Annotated in this window: 15 protein-coding genes and 1 pseudogene; 9 read left to right on the top strand and 7 right to left on the bottom strand. The window is 71.1% G+C overall.

The features are described from left to right. The 4 genes from ABT186_RS44535 to ABT186_RS44520 form a co-directional block, all read left to right on the top strand. Positions 1-649: Rv1363c family protein (locus ABT186_RS44535; protein WP_351930085.1), on the top strand; the 649-nt coding region annotated here is incomplete at its 5' end. A 162-nt stretch (positions 650-811) separates the two neighbouring features. Continuing rightward, on the top strand, positions 812-1,642 hold the full coding sequence (locus ABT186_RS44530; RefSeq protein ID WP_351930083.1) for a TIM barrel protein: 831 nt from the start codon (positions 812-814) through the stop codon (positions 1,640-1,642). A gap of 38 nt (positions 1,643-1,680) precedes the next feature. Next, positions 1,681-2,574 (top strand): 2-hydroxy-3-oxopropionate reductase, encoded by an 894-nt coding sequence (locus ABT186_RS44525; RefSeq protein WP_351229059.1) that lies wholly within the window; start codon positions 1,681-1,683, stop codon positions 2,572-2,574. 305 nt (positions 2,575-2,879) lie between these two features. Beyond that, entirely contained in the window at positions 2,880-3,116 is a 237-nt protein-coding gene (locus tag ABT186_RS44520; RefSeq protein WP_351229061.1) for a hypothetical protein, read from the top strand. 150 nt (positions 3,117-3,266) lie between these two features. Here ABT186_RS44520 and ABT186_RS44515 read toward each other — a convergent pair whose 3' ends face one another. Both ABT186_RS44515 and ABT186_RS44510 read right to left on the bottom strand, forming a co-directional pair. Continuing rightward, a complete protein-coding gene (locus tag ABT186_RS44515) occupies positions 3,267-4,127 on the bottom strand; it encodes an alpha/beta fold hydrolase (protein ID WP_351229063.1) in 861 nt (286 codons plus the stop codon). Positions 4,128-4,231: 104 nt separating this feature from the next. Then, positions 4,232-5,142, bottom strand: a pseudogene (locus ABT186_RS44510) (RICIN domain-containing protein); the annotation flags it as partial. A 42-nt stretch (positions 5,143-5,184) separates the two neighbouring features. On the opposite strand from ABT186_RS44510, the gene ABT186_RS44505 reads away from it, so the two are divergent. Then, positions 5,185-6,183, top strand: coding sequence for a LacI family DNA-binding transcriptional regulator (locus ABT186_RS44505; protein WP_502973517.1), 999 nt, complete (start codon positions 5,185-5,187; stop codon positions 6,181-6,183). A 170-nt stretch (positions 6,184-6,353) separates the two neighbouring features. Here ABT186_RS44505 and gcl read toward each other — a convergent pair whose 3' ends face one another. Next, positions 6,354-8,093 carry a glyoxylate carboligase gene (gcl, locus tag ABT186_RS44500; RefSeq protein ID WP_351930081.1) on the bottom strand — a complete coding sequence of 580 codons (1,740 nt, stop codon included), beginning with the start codon at positions 8,091-8,093 and terminating at the stop codon, positions 6,354-6,356. Between the two features lie 230 nt (positions 8,094-8,323). Here gcl and ABT186_RS44495 point away from each other — a divergent pair, with 230 nt between their 5' ends. Then, the gene (locus ABT186_RS44495) at positions 8,324-9,097 is read left to right on the top strand and encodes a hypothetical protein (protein WP_351930079.1); all 774 of its coding nucleotides are present in this window, start codon (positions 8,324-8,326) and stop codon (positions 9,095-9,097) included. Between the two features lie 59 nt (positions 9,098-9,156). Here ABT186_RS44495 and ABT186_RS44490 read toward each other — a convergent pair whose 3' ends face one another. Then, positions 9,157-10,770: an AMP-binding protein gene (locus ABT186_RS44490; protein WP_351930077.1), complete on the bottom strand. Its 1,614-nt coding sequence runs from the start codon at positions 10,768-10,770 to the stop codon at positions 9,157-9,159. Then, positions 10,767-12,446, bottom strand: coding sequence for an AMP-binding protein (locus tag ABT186_RS44485; protein ID WP_351930075.1), 1,680 nt, complete (start codon positions 12,444-12,446; stop codon positions 10,767-10,769). The genes ABT186_RS44490 and ABT186_RS44485 overlap by 4 nt, the downstream gene beginning before the upstream one ends. Before the next feature lie 101 nt (positions 12,447-12,547). Here ABT186_RS44485 and ABT186_RS44480 point away from each other — a divergent pair, with 101 nt between their 5' ends. The 3 genes from ABT186_RS44480 to ABT186_RS44470 all read left to right on the top strand — a co-directional run bounded on the left by ABT186_RS44480 (position 12,548) and on the right by ABT186_RS44470 (position 17,464). Then, a complete protein-coding gene (locus ABT186_RS44480; RefSeq protein WP_351237312.1) occupies positions 12,548-13,384 on the top strand; it encodes a helix-turn-helix transcriptional regulator in 837 nt (278 codons plus the stop codon). A gap of 221 nt (positions 13,385-13,605) precedes the next feature. Further along, positions 13,606-16,416 (top strand): helix-turn-helix transcriptional regulator, encoded by a 2,811-nt coding sequence (locus tag ABT186_RS44475; protein ID WP_351930073.1) that lies wholly within the window; start codon positions 13,606-13,608, stop codon positions 16,414-16,416. Positions 16,417-16,672: 256 nt separating this feature from the next. Next, positions 16,673-17,464 (top strand): S1 family peptidase, encoded by a 792-nt coding sequence (locus ABT186_RS44470; RefSeq protein ID WP_351930071.1) that lies wholly within the window; start codon positions 16,673-16,675, stop codon positions 17,462-17,464. Between the two features lie 155 nt (positions 17,465-17,619). Here the strand turns inward: ABT186_RS44470 and dmpI are convergent, their stop codons facing one another. Beyond that, positions 17,620-17,802 carry a 4-oxalocrotonate tautomerase DmpI gene (gene dmpI, locus ABT186_RS44465; protein ID WP_265565712.1) on the bottom strand — a complete coding sequence of 61 codons (183 nt, stop codon included), beginning with the start codon at positions 17,800-17,802 and terminating at the stop codon, positions 17,620-17,622. A gap of 107 nt (positions 17,803-17,909) precedes the next feature. Continuing rightward, on the bottom strand, positions 17,910-18,551 hold a 642-nt coding region (locus ABT186_RS44460), incomplete at its 5' end, for a LysR family substrate-binding domain-containing protein (protein WP_351930069.1).

The raw sequence follows: 18,551 nt of genomic DNA, 5'->3' as shown, positions 1-18,551 counted from the left end.
CAAGCGCGCCCAGCGGCCGGCGCACCCCGAGCACGATGAGCAGGACGCCGGGCGCACCCTGCTCATCGAGGCCCCGGCGGGCGGCTGGGAAGACCCGCCGGAGCCGTCGCCCCGATCCACCCAGAAGGAGCCGGAGGAGAGCGCGCCCGCGCCGCGGCCGGGGCGGAGGCTGCCAACCGCCGTGCTCACCGCGGTGCTGTGCGTCGTGCTCGTGGCGGGCCTGGTCGCCGTCGCCGTACTCGGGTGGCAGGACCGGGAGGGGCGACGGGCGGAACAGGCGCGAGGCGAGGCGCTCGCGGCCGCACGCAGGGCGGCGCCGATCGTGCTGTCGTACGACTACCGGCATCTGGACCGGGACTTCACCCGGGCCCGCGCCTGCCTGACCGGCGCCTTCCGCGACCAGTACCTCAAGACCACGAAGACGGTGGTCGGTCCGACCGCGGCGAAGTACCACGGTGTGGTGAAGGCGACGGTGGCGACAGCCTCGGTCGTGTCGGCGGCGCCCGACAGGGCCGTCGTCCTGCTGTTCGTCAACCAGGTCACGCAGAGCACCCAGGTGTCGGGGTCCCGCCTCGATCTGAACCGGGTACGGATGACGATCACCCGTACCTCCGCCGGCTGGAAGGTGAGTGCCGTGGACGCGCTCTGAACCGGCGCCCGGAGGAAGCCTGCCCTCCCCTGGAAGCGCCCCCGCGCAGCTCGCGTGGGGGCGCTTTTTCGTGCGCGCTCTTGACAGCCTTCACGAACCAGCGGCAGGCTTTCCGTAAAGCAGAAAGCAACTTTCGCAATACGGAATAGGAGCGCCGCCCGGATGGGATTCGCAGACCAGCGCCTCACCGTCAACGTGTCGATCCTCTTCACGGAACTCCCGCTCCTGGAGCGCCCCGCGGCCGCCGCCGCGGCGGGCTTCACCGCGGTCGAGCTGTGGTGGCCCTGGGTCGACTCCCCCACCCCGGAGCAGTCCCGGCTCGACGACCTCAAGAAGGCGATCGAGGACGTGGGAGTACAGCTCACCGGCCTGAACTTCTACGCCGGGCAGCTGCCGGGCCCGGACCGCGGCGCCCTCTCGCTGCCGGGTGAGGAGTCGGAGAGGTTCCGCTCCAATGTCGACGTGGCGGCGGACTTCGCCGGGTCACTGGGCTGCACGGCCCTGAACGCGCTGTACGGCAACCGCGTCGACGGAGTCGACCCGGCCGGGCAGGACGCGCTGGCGCTGGAGAACCTGGAGCTCGCGGCCCGCGCCGCCGACCGGATCGGGGCGGTCCTCCTGATCGAGGCGCTCAACCGGCCCGAGTCGCCGCGCTACCCGCTGGTGTCGGCGCCTGCCGCGGTCGGGATCGTCGACAAGGTGAACCAGGCGACCGGCCTCGGCAACGCCCGCTTCCTGATGGACCTTTACCACCTGTCGATGAACGGCGAGGACCTGGCGGCGGTGATCGAGCGGTACGCCTCGAAGACCGGCCATGTGCAGATCGCCGACAACCCGGGCCGTGGTGCGCCGGGAACGGGCTCGCTCCCGCTCGACGACTTGCTCGACCAGCTCAAGAAGGCCGGTTACGACGGCTGGGTCGGCCTGGAGTACAAGCCGGGCGACAGGCCGAGTTCCGAGGCCTTCGAGTGGCTCCCGCGCGAAGCGCGCTGACCCCCTGACACCGCAGAGCAGTGAGAGAGGCACTCCCGATGAGCAACACCCTCCCCAAGATCGCGTGGATAGGCCTCGGCATCATGGGCTCCCCCATGTCCGAGAACCTCATCAAGGCGGGTTACGCCGTCACCGGCTTCACCCTCGAACAGGAGAAGCTGGACCGCCTGGCCGCCGCGGGCGGCACCGCGGCAGGTTCGATCGCCGAGGCGGTGCGGGACGCCGACGTGATCATCACGATGGTGCCCGCGTCCCCGCAGGTCGAGGCGGTCGCGTACGGACCGGACGGGATCCTGGAGAACGCCAGGCCCGGCGCCCTGCTCATCGACATGTCCTCGATCACCCCGCAGACCTCGATCGCCCTGGCCGCGGCCGCCGAGGACAAGGGCATCCGCGTCCTCGACGCCCCCGTCTCCGGCGGCGAGGCCGGTGCCGTCGAGGCCGTACTGTCGATCATGGTCGGCGGTGAGCAGGCCGACTTCGGCGCCGCGAAGCCGATCTTCGAGGCGCTGGGCAGGACCATCGTGCTGTGCGGCCCGCACGGGTCCGGCCAGACCGTGAAGGCCGCCAACCAGCTGATCGTCGCCGTGAACATCCAGGCGTGCGCCGAGGCCGTGGTCTTCCTGGAGAAGTCGGGCGTGGACCTGAAGGCGGCCCTGGAGGTCCTGGGCGGCGGCCTCGCCGGCTCCACCGTGCTGACGCGCAAGAAGGACAACTTCCTGAACCGCGACTTCAGGCCGGGCTTCCGCATCGACCTGCACCACAAGGACATGGGCATCGTCACGGACGCGGCCCGCGCCGTCGGGGCGGCCCTGCCCGTGGGGGCCGTGGTCGCCCAGCTGGTCGCGAGCCTGCGCGCGCAGGGCGACGGCGGCCTGGACCACTCGGCACTGCTGCGGGCCGTGGAGCGCCTGTCCGGCACCCAGGTCTGACCCTTTCGAGACCTCCGGGCGGCGCCGTCGCCGACATCTGTCCTGTCGCGCCCAGGCGGGGGCGCCGCCCGGAACCGACCGACCGCGGCGGAAGGCGAGCCAGTGCGGTGGTAAAGGTCCCGATGCCGCCTTCCCGACGTGAGGGAAGGTCTCGTCGGAGCCGTCGCGGCCGCCGCGGTCCCTCCCACGCCGGGAGTGCCGTACACGGAACGTCCCGTGTCCGGCACTCCCGGCACTCTCGTTCTTTCCGCCGTTTCCGGCGTTTCCGGGGTGCGGATCCGGCCAGGCGGCAGGAGCCTGAAGGCATGGAACAGTCACCGCAGTATCCGCACATCGTTGTGCACGCCCCGGCACTGGACGGATCGCGGCGGGTCACCGAGGGCGACGTGACCCTGGGCCTCGCCACCCACCTGGACGACGTCGTCGAGATCCTGCGCCTGGCCGATCTGGACCGGATCGAGATCGAGGACAGCGACATCGTCGAGTGGCAGGGCGGCGGGCCCGAGGACTGGCCGGGGCTGTCGGAGCACGAGGTCGAGTGAGAACGTCTGCACAAGCGGACGTACGCTGCCTACGCAACCCTCAGAACAACCTCTGAACACCGGCCGCAAGGCTTCAACTCCCCCCGCACGCGGGCACACTCTCGGCACACGGGGCCCGCCGGCACGGGGGCGGCGGGCCCCGCACGGGGGTCAGGCCGGGGGAAGCGGCCCGTGGGGGCGGGCCGCGGCCATGGCGTCCTTCAGGAACGGCAGAGTGTGCCGCAGGAAGAGATCCGGGCGCTCGTTGTACGGCTCATGGGCCGTGGGGAGGCGTACGGCCACCGTGTGGGCGGGCAGGGAACGTTGTGCGCGGCGGCCGTCCAGCGCCGCCGGGACGACCGGGTCACGAGTGCCCCACAGGAGCAGGACGGGGGCCTCCGGAGAGCCCGGGTTCCCGATGCCGAACTCCGGGGCCGCCAAGCCCCGCCACAGCGCGCAGTGGACCTGGAGTTGCTCGCGTCGGCGCGGCAGTTGACGCGCCCGGTCGTAGGTCGCCCGTGCGCTCGGGGTGCGCAGGGCCCCCAGGTATGCGCGGGCCAGGGGGACCACCAGTCGGCGGGCGCGGTCCGGGCGGCCCATGACCTCGCGGCAGAACCAGCGCGTCAGCGCGTTCTGGTGGGTGAAGCCCGCCGGGTCGACCAGGACCAGCGCCGTGACCGCCCCCGCGTGACGGCCCTCGGCCAGGCGGCAGGCCACGTACCCGCCGACGCTGTTGCCGAGCAGGGCGATGCGATGCACGCCCTGTTCTGCCGCGAGCGCGTCCAGGACCGCCTCCGCCGCCCCCACCAGCCCTTCCGGGGTGACCCGCCCGGGGTGTGGCGCCGTCGAGTCCCCGTAGCCCGGCCAGTCCAGTACGAAGGTGCGGTGGCGGTCCGCGAGGGCCGGCAGGACCGCGTCGTAGTCCCGGCCGTCACCGGGGTTGGCGTGCAGGAGCAGCAACGCGGGGGCGTCGGGGGCGCCGTACGCGCGTATGGCGATCTCGCCGAGTGAGGTGGGGACGGTCATCCGCATGCAGGGAGCATGCCGGACGCCGGTCACGGCTGGAAACAGGGCGAGGACGCACGGCGGTGACCCGGGGCCCACGAGGAGCCAGGGCCACCGCCGCTCGTGTGGCGTCAGGAGACGGGCTTGAGCTGCCAGAGCTGGCAGTCGTTGTTCAGCCAGGTCCACTGACGGACATCAGCGCCGTCGGCCGTGCCGCAGTTCGCCACGTCGGCGCCCTTGCCGCTGTTCACGTTCACGAGCCGCACGTAGTCGGTCAGGGTGTACACCAGCCGCCATTTCTGGCAGTTGCTGTTCAACCAGCTCCACTGCTGAATGTTGGTGCCGTCGGCGGTGCCGCAGTTGTTGACGTCGAGCACCTTGCCGGTGGCAACGTTGGTCAGGCGGTTGGTCTCGTTGCCCGGATCGGAGAAGGTCCACTTCTGGTTGGCGCCGCCGTTACAGGTCCACTGGATGACGTCGGTGCCGTGGGCCGTGTTGCCCTGGGACACGTCCAGGCACTTTCCGCTGTGCCGGTTGACGAGGTTGTACGCGGTCGGGGTGGCCGCCGTCTCGCCGGACGTGCCGGGCAGCGTCGCGCCGAGAGCGACCGGGGTGCCGAAGTTCGGCGTGCCGTCCGAGTTCCTCTCCCAGTCGTAGGTGGGGCTGGAGATGACGGTGAACGTCGTGGCGGCAAGCGTGTACGGGTTGGACATCGGGGCGATGACCAGGCTCTGCGCACTGCCACCGATGAAACCGCTGCCGACCAGGTAGAGGTTGTTGTTGTACTGCAGGACGCTCGCGTCGATCAGCCAGCCACCGGGGTCCAGGTTCGAACCGGCGAGCTCGTTCTTGTACGTGTACGGGCCCATCGGATCGGTGCCGGCGCTCTCCAGTTCGCGTTGCGGCCCGAGGTGTCGTCGTGCCAGATCAGCACGTTCGGGGCGGTGCTCAGTCCCGCGAGCGTGGGGGACTTGCGCATGAACATCTCATTCGTGAAGGAGGTGGTGATCAGGTAGTAGTCGCCGTTGTAGTACTCCAGCCAGGCCGCGACGTCGCGGCGCTGGCCGGCGTCTCCAGCCGCACTGTGTCCAACGTGGTCAACGGCTACGCGCCGGTCTCCGAGGCCACCCGTGCCCGCGTACAGCAGGCCGTGGACGAGCTCGGCTACCGGCCCAACGTGCTGGCCCGCAACCTCGCCGCCGGGCGCTCGGGCCAGATCGCGGTGGTCGTTCCGTACCTGGACACGCCCTACTTCGCCGAACTGCTGCAGGGCATCATCCGCGCGGCGCGCGTGCAGGGGTACAACGTCCTGATCGACCAGACCGACGGCGACGCGGAGCACGAGAAGCTGTTCCTCAGCGGCGGCTCCCAGCACTTGCTGTTCGACGGCGTCATCTTCAGCCCTCTGGGTCTGGCCCAGTCCGACCTGTCCGAGCGCGACGCGAGCCTCCCGCTCGTCGTGCTCGGCGAGCGGGTGAGCGACGGCACCTTCGACCACATCGGCATCGACGACGTGACCGCCTCCCGGGAGGCCACCGAGCACCCGCTCGCTCTCGGCCGGCGCCGCGTCGCCGCAATCGGCGACCAGCCCTACCGCACCGGCGAGGCGGCCCAGCTGCGCACCCGCGGCTACCGTTTGGCCCACGAGCGGGCCGGCATACCCGTCCGGGAGGAGTTCGTCATCTCCACCCCGCGCTTCAACCGCTCCGACGGCGCCACCGCCATGGCCCACCTGCTGGACCTCGAGGAACCTCCGGACGCGGTCTTCTGCTACAGCGCCCTGGGCGCCCTGCACACGCTGGCCTCGCACGGACTGCGCGTTCCGGAGGACGTCGCCATCGTCGGCTACGACGACATCGAGGACGCCCGCTACTCGAACCCGCCCGTCACCACGGTCTCGCCGGACAAGAAGCTGATCGCCGAGACGGCGGTGGCGCGACTGCTCAAGCGGATCGGCAGCTCAACACCGGTCCCCGGCATGGAGATCCGGACCCCGCACCGGCTCATCCCACGAGCGAGCACGATGGGGCGGCAGGCGCCGGCGCCGGGCACGACCGACAAGCCGTCAGCGCCGGGGCGGTGAGTGACGTGCTACCTCCTGCCGATTCGGCGTCAGCGGGTCCAACGACAAGACCGTTGGTGACGCCGACAGTTCGAACCGGTTCTGGAGCGTGGAGCGGTCCGAACGGGTCGCGATGCTCCTCGTAGTGACCTGCACCTTGCCACATCGGCACGTCGATGCCATGGCGGCGGCTAAACGTCATCCTCGAACTCGACCACGTCGCCGATGTCGTTCGTGACCGACATGGAGATGTTGGTGACGCGCTCCAGGATCGCCTCCACGACGACCGGCACCCGGTACTCGGCTGCGAGCTTCTTGGCCTGCTCGAAGGCGGCGCCCAGCTCGTTGGGGTCGGTCACCCGGATCGCCTTGCAGCCGAGTCCCTCGACGACCTTCACATGGTCGACGCCGTAGACGCCCAGTTCCGGGGAGTTGATGTTCTCGAACTCCAGATTGACCTGGAAGTCCATGTCGAACGCCCGCTGCGCCTGGCGGATGAGGCCCAGGTAGGAGTTGTTCACCAGGACATGGACGTACGGGATCCTGTGCTGGGCTCCGACCGCCAACTCCTCGATCATGAACTGGAAGTCGTAGTCGCCGGACAGGGCGACCACGGACGCCTCCGGGTCGGCCTTGGCGACGCCGAGCGCGGCCGGGACGGTCCAGCCGAGCGGGCCGGCCTGGCCGCAGTTGATCCAGTGCCGTGGCCTGAAGACGTGCAGCATCTGGGCGCCCGCGATCTGCGAGAGGCCGATGGTGGTGACGTACCGGGTCGCCGGGCCGAAGGCCTTGTTCATCTCCTCGTAGACACGCTGCGGCTTGATCGGGATGTTGTCGAAGTGCGTGCGGCGCTTGAGCGTCGCCTTCTTCCTCTGCGCCGCGGCGGCCCAGTCGCCACGGTCGGGGAGCCGGCCTGCCGCCCCCAACTCCCGTGCCACCTCGACGAACAGCTCCAGCGCCGCCTTCGCGTCGGAGGTGATGCCGTAGTCGGGGGCGAAGATCCTGCCGATCTGGGTGGGCTCGATGTCGACGTGGACGAAGGTGCGGCCCTCGGTGTAGACGTCGATCCGTCCGGTGTGGCGGTTGGCCCAGCGGTTGCCGATGCCGAGGACGAAGTCGGACTCCAGGAAGGTCGCGTTGCCGTAGCGGTGCGAGGTCTGCAGGCCGACCATGCCCGCGTTCAGCTCGTGGTCGTCCGGGATGACGCCCCAGCCCATCAGGGTCGGCACGACCGGAATACCCGTCAGTTCCGCGAATTCGACAAGGAGTTCGGCGGCATCGGCGTTGATGACACCGCCGCCGGCGACGATCAGCGGGCGCTCGGAGGCGTTCAGGAGCGCGAACGCCTTCTCGATCTGGGCGCGGGTCGCGGCCGGCTTGTAGACCGGCAGCGGCGCGTACGTCTCCGGGTCGAACTCGATCTCGGTGAGCTGCACGTCGACCGGCAGGTCGATGAGGACCGGGCCGGGGCGGCCCGAGCGCATCAGATGGAAGGCCTGCTGGAAGACGCCCGGAACCTGCGCGGCCTCCAGCACGGTGACGGCCATCTTCGTGACCGGCCCCGCGATCGACGCGATGTCGACGGCCTGGAAGTCCTCCTTGTGGATCACCGCGGTCGGCGCCTGGCCGGTGATGCAGAGGATCGGGATCGAGTCACCGGTCGCGGAGTAGAGCCCGGTGATCATGTCGGTCCCCGCCGGGCCGGACGTGCCGATGCAGACACCGATGTTGCCGGGGTGCGTACGGGTGTAGCCCTCCGCCATATGGGAGGCGCCCTCGACATGGCGCGCGAGGGTGTGATGGATACCGCCGGAGGCCTTCAGAGCCGCGTAGAAGGGGTTGATCGCCGCGCCCGGGACACCGAACGCGTCGCTGACGCCCTCACGCTTGAGGATCTCGACTGCCGCGCGGGCAGCGGTCATACGAGCCATTGAGTACTCCTGCTTCGGCTGTCGGACTCGCGCTCCCGTCGCGCCCCGCGGTGAGCACACTTCCGTAATACGGAAAATTGTTTCTGCTATTTGGAAGCAATGTAGGTGGGTGGGAGAAGAGCGTCAAGAGAGGGCAACCCGGCGGGCCGTGCTGGACCAAGCGAAGGACAAGCCGGGGCCCGCAGGAGCACGATGGAACCTTGTCCCGACGTGATGGGGTGGAGGGGGTCATGTCCGAGACCGTGCCGGTGCGTTGCCCGATATGCCGGCGTGAACACCTCTACGCGGCGCCGACGTACCCGTGCGTGTGCGGCTCCCCCGTCACCCCGCCGCTGAACCGGCTCTCCGCGCCCTCCGTGGTCACCCATCGCACCTGGACCGACGACTGGGTCACTGTCCCCTGCGAGATCTGCGGCCGCGAGGACCAGTGGCCGCAGCCCGAACTCGGCTGCCCGTGCGGCACGATCCTCCGGATCCCGGTGAGTGGCATACTCCGACCGCTGCGTCGCTCCCTCCCGGCGGACCTGGACGACGCCCCGGACGGAGGCGTTACGGGCGAGCAGGCACACGAGGAGGCGATGGAGATCCCGGGGTACGACGAAGACGACAGCCGGGCCTGGCCCCGTACCGCATTCCAGCCCGTGACCATCCGAAGCGCGCGGGACGCCGTCACAGCCGCGGCGCTCTTTCTGCGGTGGCTCGGCTACCACGACATCCGGCGCGCCGACCAGCGGCCGACGAACGGGATAGGGCTCGCGGCGCGCGGGATCCTGGCGCAGGTGGACCCCTCGGTGCGCCCGGCCTCGCTGCGGGACGTGGAGTGCCTGTGGCTCACCGCCATGTCGGAGTCCGCCCGCTGCGCCTGCTTCTCACTCGCGGGCTACGCCGACGACGCCCGTACCGCCGCCGACCGCCTCGGCGTCCCGCTCTTCGTCCTCGACCTCACCGGCACGCCGCAGCCGGTGAACAGCCCGGCCGACGAACTCGCCGCCGACCGGCCCTGAACCTTTCCACGGCCTGCGCCCGAACCGCGCAGCCGCCCGCACCCGCACCGCGCAGCGGCCTACGCCTGCTCCGCATGGTTCGCCCGCAGCTCGATCTTGCGCACCTTCCCCGAGACCGTCATCGGGAAGGAGTCGAGGAGCTGGAGCCTGCTCGGGATCTTGTAGTGGGCGAGCTGCCCCTCGCAGTACGCGCGCAGTTCCTCCAGCGTCAGCGGGTCGGCGGGGTCGCGCGGGATGACGCAGGCGAGTACCTCCTCGCCGTACCGCTCGTTCGGGATCCCGACGACCTGGACGTCGGCGATCTTCGGATGCGCGTACAGGAACTCCTCGATCTCGCGCGGGTAGATGTTCTCGCCACCGCGGATGATCATGTCCTTGATCCGGCCGACGATTTCGACGTAGCCGTCCTCGCGCATCATCGCCAGGTCCCCTGTGTGCATCCAGCGGCCGGGGTCGATCGCCTCCGCGGTCTTCTCGGGCTCGTTCCAGTAGCCGAGCATCACGCTGTAGCCGCGGGTGCACAGCTCGCCCGCCGAGCCGCGCGGCATGGTCACGCCGGTCGCCGGGTCGACGACCTTGACCTCGATGTGCGGCAGGACCCGGCCGACCGTTCCGGTGCGGTGCTCCAGGTCGTCCTCCATCCGTGTCTGCAGCGACACCGGCGAGGTCTCCGTCATGCCGTAGCAGATGGAGACCTCCTCCATGTGCATCTCGGCGACCACCCGCTTCATCACCTCGACCGGGCAGGGCGAGCCCGCCATGATGCCGGTGCGCAGGGACGACAGGTCGTATGTCGCGAAGTCGGGCAGATCGAGCTCGGCGATGAACATCGTCGGCACGCCGTACAGGGAGGTGCAGCGTTCCTGCTGCACCGCCCGCAGCGTGGCCGCCGGCTCGAAGGACGGTGCCGGGATGACGATGCACGCGCCGTGCGAGGTGGCGCCGAGGTTGCCCATCACCATGCCGAAACAGTGGTAGAAGGGCACCGGCAGACACACCCGGTCCTGCTCGGTGTAGCCGATCGTACGGCCCACCCAGTAGCCGTTGTTGAGGATGTTGTGGTGGGAGAGCGTGGCCCCCTTCGGGAAGCCCGTGGTGCCGGAGGTGTACTGGATGTTGACCGGGTCGTCACAGCTCAACTCACCGGCGATGGAGTCCAGTTGCTCGTACGGCACCGAAGCCGCGCCCGCTGTGAGCGCGTCCCAGGAGGGGTCGCCGATGTAGACCGTCTCACGCAACTCCGGGCAAAGGCCCCGCACTTGGTCGACGAGCGCACGGTAGTCGCTCGTCCTGTGGGCGAGGGAGGCGACCAGGAGCGAGATCCCGGCCTGCTTCAGCACGTACTCCAGTTCATGGGCGCGGTACGCGGGGTTGATGTTCACCATGATCGCGCCGATGCGGGCGGTGGCGTACTGGATCAGCACCCACTCGGGGCAGTTGATCGCCCAGATGCCGACCCGGTCACCCTTGCGCACCCCCTTGGCGAGCAGCCCGAGCGCCACGTCGTCGACGGCCGAGCCGAACTCGGCGTAGGTCCAGCGGCGTCCGGAGGGTACGTCCACCAGGGCGTCGCGGTCGGGGTACGCGGCGATCGCCCGGTCGAGGTTGGCCCCGATGGTGTCGCCGAGGAGCGGCGTCGTACTCGTCCCGTGTGTGTACGACAGCTCGCTCACCGGAAGTCCTCCTCGCGGTACTCGCACTCGGAGCCCGCGGCCGTGGCCTCGCGCAGTTCGATCCGGCGGATCTTGCCGGAGACGGTCTTGGGCAGGTCGCCGAACTCCAGGCGGCGGATGCGCTTGTACGGGGCGAGGGCCTCGCGGGAGTGCTCGAAGAGGACCTTCGCGGTGTCCGGGCCGGGCTCCCAGCCCGCGGCGAGCACGATGTACGCCTTCGGGACGGCGAGGCGCAGTTCGTCCGGGGCGGGCACCACGGCCGCCTCGGCCACCGCCTCGTGTTCGAGGAGCACGCTCTCCAGCTCGAAGGGGGAGATCTTGTAGTCGGAGGCTTTGAAGACGTCGTCGGCCCGCCCGATATAGGTGATATACCCCTCTTCGTCCCGCGAGCCGATGTCCCCCGTCCGGTAATAGCCGCCCGCCATCGCCTCCGCTGTACGGTCCGCGTCACCGTGGTAGCCGGTCATCAGACCGACGGGCCGATCGGACAGGTCGAGGGCGATCTCGCCCTCCACGGCACCCGGCGCCCCGGTCACGGGGTCGAGGAGTTCGACCCGGAAGCCCGGACTGGGGCGGCCCATCGAGCCGGTCTTCAGCGGCTGGCCCGGGCTGTTGGAGACCTGCACGGCCGTCTCGGTCTGCCCGAAGCCGTCCCGGATGGTCACTCCCCAGGCGCGCCGCACCTGCTCGATGACCTCGGGATTGAGCGGCTCACCGGCGGCGACCGCCTCGCGCGGCGGGGTGCGCAGCTGGGTGAGATCGGCCTGGATGAGCATGCGCCACACGGTCGGCGGGGCGCAGAAGGTGGTGACGCCCGCACGGTCCATCTCCGCCATCAGCCGGGCGGCGTCGAAGCGCGTGTAGTTGTGGATGAAGACGGTCGCCTGCGCGTTCCACGGGGCGAAGAGGTTGGACCAGGCGTGCTTGGCCCAGCCCGGCGAGGAGATGTTCAGGTGCACGTCCCCGGGCTCGAGGCCGATCCAGTACATCGTCGCCAGGTGGCCGATCGGATACGACACATGGGTGTGCTCGACCAGCTTGGGGCGGGCGGTGGTGCCCGAGGTGAAGTACAGCATCAGCGGGTCGTCGGCGTGGGTGGGCCCGTCCGGCACGAAGTCCGCGTCGGCGGTGTACGCCTGCTCGTACGCCCGCCAGGCCTCGGGGGCGCCCCCGACCGCGATCCGGGTGTAGCGTCCGGGCACCTCGTCGAACTTGGCGGTGTCCTCGGCACGTACGACGACGTGCCGGACCCGGCCGCGGTCGACGCGATCGCGCAGATCCGCGGGGCCGAGCAGCGGGGTGGCCGGGATGACGACGGCGCGCAGCTTGATCGCGGCCAGCGCGGTCTCCCACAGCTCGGCCTGGTTGCCGAGCATGACCAGGATGCGGTCCTCGGCGCGCACGCCCCACTCGCGCAGCCGGTTCGCAACCCGGTTCGAGCGCTCGGACATCTCGGCGAAGGTCAGCCGGGTGGTGGCGCCGTCCTCCTCGACGATGTGCAGAGCGGTGCGGTCGTTGCCCTCTGCAATGACGTCGAACCAGTCGAGCGCCCAGTTGAAGTACGCCGGACGCGGCCAGCGGAAGCCCTCGTACGCCGTGGCGTAGTCCTCACGGTGGGCCAGCAGGAAGTCCCGCGCGGTCCGGAACGCTTCCGTCGCGTCGGTGTTCGCCGTCATGTGTCCTCCTCATTGCCGGACAGCCACTTAACATCGTGTAATCGGTGATGCAGGTCTCACCACCCCCGAACGGGGGTGCGCCGCGACGAGGGGGCGAGCACGTGGCAGCTGACGCAGCCGAGGCGGTGGAGGTGCGGAGCGCCCTGATGCGGCTGCGGCGCGCCACGGGTCTGCCGGTCGCCTTCGGTGGCCTGGTGGAGTCCGGCCGGCCGCAGATACGCATCAGCGAACTCAGCGGCAACGCGACGACGGCGCTCAGCTCGCTCGCCGTCGTCTCCGGCAACGGCCTGGGCGGCAAGGTGGTGGCGCTGGCCCGGCCGTGCGCGGTGACCGACTACTCGGCCTCCCGGCAGATCAGCCACGAGTACGACCTGGCGGTGGCGACCGAAGGCCTGCGGTCCGTACTCGCGGTCCCGGTGGTCGTAAGGCGCCGGGTGCGCGGTGTGCTGTACGGCGCCCTGCGGACGGCGCGACCGCTGGGCGACCGCACGCTGAGCGCGGCCGTGGAGGTGGCGCGGGACGTGGAGCAGGCGCTGGTGGCCCGGGACGAGGCGCGTACGCTGCTGACGGCCGTACGGGAACCCGCGGGGCCGTCCGGCGCGGCCTGGGAGCAGGTCCGCGAGGCCCACGGTGCGCTGCGGGCGCTGGCCCAGCGCGTCGAGGACCCGGCGCTGCGGGCCGAACTCCTCCAGGTGTGCGGGCGCCTGGCGGGCGCCGCGTCCCCCGGATACCCGGCACGGACCGCGGGGCTGTCACCGCGGGAGGTGGACATCCTGTCGTGCGTGGCCACGGGCTCGACCAACGCGGCGGCCGCGGAGCGGCTGGGGCTGCGGCCGGAGACCGTGAAGGGGTATCTGCGTTCGGCGATGCGGAAGTTGGGCGCGCATACGAGGTGGGAGGCGGTGGTCGCGGCGCGGCGGGCCGGGGTCCTGCCATGAGGCCGCGTCGGCCTTGGGCCGGTCCGGCGTGCCACTTCCCGGCGGATTACCACCCACCCGCCCTTTTTGCGCTCCTCTTGATTGTCGGTGCGCCATTCATGCGGCAGCCCTCTGAATTCACATGTGCCGCGCTCTTGTTATTTCCCTCACCACGCGGTCTGTCCGAATTTCAAAGGCTGGTTGCCTAATATTAGCCGGGACGCGACACACGGAGGGGAGCGGTGACCGTGCGACGGGACTTCCAGGAGCCTGCCAGACCCCGCCCCGACCTGGTCATAGGCCGGGAGGACCTGTTCGCCGGTGCGCGCGAGCAGCTCACCGGCGGGGGAAGTGTGCTGGTGCACGGCCCGGCCGGAATAGGAAAGTCGACGGTCCTGCGCGCGCTGGCCGCGGAATACGGCGAAGCGGTCCGCACCGTGTTGCGCTGCTCGGCGACCGAGTCCGAATCCCACCTCCCCTTCCTGGCCCTCGCCGACCTGCTCGGTCTCGTCGTGGACGAGGTCGCCGACCGGCTGCCCGCCCCACAGCGCACCGCCCTGGAGTCCGCGCTCACCGGCCGCGGCGAGTCCACGCTGCAACGGGACGGACTCGCGCTCAGACTGGCGGTCCTGTCCACCCTCCGCGCGCTCGCCGCCCGCGGACCCGTCCTGATCGTCGCCGACGACCTCCAGTGGCTGGATCCGGCCAGCGCCGAACTCCTCGGCTTCGCCGCGCGGCGCCTCGGCGGTACGCCCGTGCAGATGCTGTGCGCGGTCCGCACCGACACCGAACCGCAGGGCCAGGAGCACGACCGCTATCTGAGCGCCTCCCCGCCGGACACGCTCGCGGTCAGGATGAACCCGCTCTCACGCGGCCAGGTCGCCGCCCTCCTCGACCACCGCGTCTACACCGGCCTGCCCCGCTCCACCGTCCGGGACATCCACCGCACCAGCGGCGGCAACCCGCTCTTCGCGCTGGAACTCGGCCGCGCCCTCGCCGAGAGCCCGACGCCGCCGAGCCCCGGTGAGCCACTGCCCGTGCCGACCTCGCTGCGCGCGCTGGTGCTCAACCGGCTGGAGGCGCTGCCCGTGGAGGCGCGCCGCACGCTGCTGGTGGCGAGCGCGGGTGCACGGCCCACGCTGGCTCTGCTGCATGCGGCCGGCCGGGAGAACGCGGAGGCGGAGACCGCGCAGGCCGCCGCGCTCGGGCTGCTCGTCACGGAGCGGGACGCACCGGGCCTGCGCTTCGCGCACCCCCTCATATCGGCCGCACTGTACGCACAGGCGAGCGCACAGGAGCGGCGGGCCGCGCACGCCGCGCTGTCGACCGCGGCCTCCGATCCGATCGAGCGGGCCCGGCATCTCGCGCTGGCGAGCACCGGAACGGACCCCCGGGTGGCCGCCGGGCTCGGCGAGGCCGCGGCCGTCGCCCGGGACCGGGGCGCACCCTCGGTGGCGGCGGGGCTCGGGCTGCTGGCAGCCCGGCACACCCCGGCGGACACGGTGCCCGGTCCGGACGAGCGGCGGCTGCAGGCGGCCGAGGATGCGCTGACCGCCGGGGAGACCGACTTCGCCCGGGACATCGCCCACGAGGTACTGGCACACGCGACCGAGCCCGCGGACCGGGTGCGGGCGTGGATGGTCGTGATCGACGCCGCCGGGCACGCGATGGCCGAGGTCGACGCGGTGTTCCCACAGGCGCTTACGGACGCGGGCGACGATCCGGGGCTGCTCACCCTCGTGCACTACCAGCTCGCCTGGCGGGCCCTGCTCGTCGAGGGGGACTTCGAACGGGCCCGGGAGGACAGCGCGCTCGCCGCCGACCTGGCGGCCCGTGCCGATGACCGGCGCAACGAACTGCTGGCGCTGGCCTTCCAGGCTCAGATAGAGACGCTGATGGGGCATCCGGACGCGCCCGCGACCATCAAGCGGGCGCTGAAGGAGCCCCAGGACCCCCGGGTGGCGTGCGACCACAACGGCGCGGGCGCCGCACGGTTCCGCTGGCTGATCATGAGCGACCAGCTGGCCGAGGCACGCAAGACGATCAGCGCACTCCTGCGCGAGGTGCGGCGGCGCGGCATGGTCGAGGCCGAGGTGCACTTCCTGCGCGGCCTCGCCGAGACGGAACTGCGCGCCGGGCACTGCGGGCGGGCCCTGGACCTGGCGCGGGAGAGCCTCAGACTGGCCCGGGACACCGGGATCGGGGAGGCCGCGAGCGCCATGCTCACCTCGCTCGCGGAGGCCGCCGGCGGCGAGGTCGACCGGGCGCTGACACTGGCCCGGGAGGCCGTGGCACGCGCCGAGGAGGACGGCGACGTGGTGTACCTGTCGCGGGCGCTGGCCGCGCTGGGACACGCCCAGCTGGTGGCCGGGGACGCGGCGGGGACGGTGGGATCCCTGCGCCGGGTACGGGAGTTGGAGGAGGGCCTCGGGGTCACCGATCCGGCACGGGGGCGCTGGCAGGGCGACCTGGCCGAGGCCCTGGTGCGCATCGGCGAGCCGGGCGAGGCGCAGGACGTCATCGACGCCACCCGCACCCGGGCACTGCGGCTCGGGCGCGAGAGCGTGCTGGCGGTGCTGGACCGGGCAGAGGCGCTGATCCGCGCGGCGCGCGGCGAAACCGAGGCCGCCGAAAGACAGTTGACGTCGGCTCAGGACCGGCTGGCGAAGCTGGGCTACGGTTTGGAGGAGGCGCGGGCGGCCTACGCGTTGGCGGATCTGCGCACCCAGCGGCCGGGACCGACGTCGTACGACGAGGCGTCCCGTCTCTTCCGCCGCTGCCGCGCGATGCCCTGGCTGCGCCAGGTGGAGACGGCCACGGTGACCGGCCCGGCCCAGCCGCCCCTGGCCGCGGCGGCCCTCGACACCCTGGCCGCGACGGAACGGCAGGTCGCCGCGCTGGTCATGGAGGGTGCGACCAACCGGGAGATCGCGGCACGCCTGTTCATCAGCGTGAAGACCGTGGAGGCGACGCTGACGCGGGTCTACCGCAAGCTCGGCATCCGCTCACGCGTGGACATCGTGCGCCTCGCGGCGGGACACCGTTCGGGCTGATCAGCCGCCCACGACACCCTCGGTCGTCGTTATACGCGCGGAGACCGAGGGTTTTCCCTGCCCAACTCCCTTAGGGGGTTCCCTCATTGGGAAGGGACCGCTCCGGCTTCTAGCGTAAGGGTGTGCCGCTCGCCCGGGCACACCGGGGTCGGTCCCTCCCCCAAGCTCTCGGCTTCGCTCGAGCAGGGGGTGGCCCCATCCCCGGTGCACGACCAACCCGTGCGACCCCCCACCGGCAACCCCCTTGAGGAGACTCATGTTCGGGCTCGACCGCGCGAGAAAGTCCGTCGCTGCCGCCATAGCGACCGCTGCCGCCGCCACGACCGTGCTGCTGGGCGCACCCAGCGCCGTCGCCGCGCCGCAACCGATCGTCGGCGGCTCGACGACCACGACGACCGCGTACCCGTTCATGATGCAGATCACGGACGCCTCACAGAACCAGTTCTGCGGCGGCACTCTCGTCTCCGCCACGAAGGTCGTCACCGCCGCCCACTGTGTGGTCGACGAGACCGCGAGCGGCATCCGCGTCATCGGCGGCCGTACCTACCTCAACGGCACGAACGGAACGGTCCGCCACGTCAGCGACATCTGGGTGGACCCCGACTACACGGATGCCGAACAGGGCAACGACGTGGCCGTGCTGACGCTTTCGGCGTCGATGCCGTACACCACGGCCTCGTACGTCTCCTCCTCGAACACCGGCGTGTACGCGGCCGGCACCACCGCCCGCGTCGTCGGCTGGGGCACCACCAGCGAGAACGGCAGCTCCTCCAACCAGTTGAGGACGGCGACCGTGCCGATCGTCTCCAGCTCCAGCTGCAAGAGCTCGTACGGGTCCCGTTACATCGCGAGTGACATGGTCTGCGCCGGATACTCCTCCGGCGGCGTCGACACCTGCCAGGGCGACAGCGGCGGTCCCCTGCTCATCGGGGGCGTCCTGGCAGGCATCACTTCCTGGGGCGACGGGTGCGCGGAGGCCGGCAAGCCCGGCGTCTACACCCGGCTGACGACCTTCTCGGACCTGGTGACCGAGCAGATCGACTCATAGTCGCCCCACGACTCCTGAGTACGACTCAGGTGAATACCGGGGGGCGTTGCGGGCCTCCACGAGCGGCCCGCAACGCCCCCTTTCCAATCTCCCGGACCGCAGGCCGGTCCCGGGGCCGCGAGCCGGTCCCCCGATCCGGCTCGTGGCCCGCCCTCCTACTTGTCGGCGGTCAGCTTCCCTGCGGCGCCCCAACTGTCCGCCGGCACCTCGTGGATCCACACCTGCACGGTCTCGGCCGGGATCCTGTACGCGTCGACGAAGGCGTCGGTGACACGCTTGACAAGGTCCCGCTTCAGCTCGACATCGCGCGGACCCTGCTGGATGGTGACGATGGGCATGACTGAACTCCCTGGTGAACGGCGGCCCTTGGGACCGCTCGGTCGGTACGGGTCCAGTCCATCGCGCGGGGCGCCACCGGCCAAGGAGCAGATCGCGACCGCAGCGATCAGTCCTCGTGATCGCCGCAGGCCAGGAGCAGTTCGTCCAGGTACGGCGGCGGGGCCGACGCCCTGACGGCGAGCCCTGTCGGCAGCGCGAGACCCGGCGCCGTGAACGGTACGAAGGCCACGCGAGGGCTGTGCAGCACGCGGGCGTGGGAGGCGTACACCACGGTCCACAACGGTCGGCTGCCGATAGTGGCGAGGGTGTCCTGGAGCGAGCCGGACACCGGCCCCGGCAGCGGTTCGAACCCGGCCGCGTGGCACGCGCCGACCACCAGGTCGACCAGGGCCGGGTTGTGGGCGCGCGCGGTGATGCTCAGGCGCAGCCCGGCCAGCTCGTCCAGCGCGATCTCCGCCCGCGCGGCCAAAGGGTGCCCGGCGGGCAGCGCGGCCACCAGCGGGTCGGACCACAGCGGCAGCATCCGTACGCCCGGCACCGGCTCCATGGCCCGTACGAACGCGGCGTCCAGCCGCCCGTCCGCGACCTGTGCGAGGCGCTGCTCCGTGGGCAGCGCGACCAGTTCGACGGGGACGTCCGGCAGGCGCCGCGCGAAGGCCGCAAGCACCCGGTCCAGGTGTGTGCCGAGCCCCGTGCTGGTGCCCAGGCGCAGCCCGCCCGCGGGCGCCACCGCCGCGCGGGCCCGGTC

It is taken from the genome of Streptomyces sp. NPDC001634 (assembly GCF_040298185.1).
GTDB lineage: Bacteria > Actinomycetota > Actinomycetes > Streptomycetales > Streptomycetaceae > Streptomyces.
The sequence above is the reverse complement of the archived record's forward strand: the minus strand, read 5'-3'. Positions and strand labels throughout refer to the sequence as shown.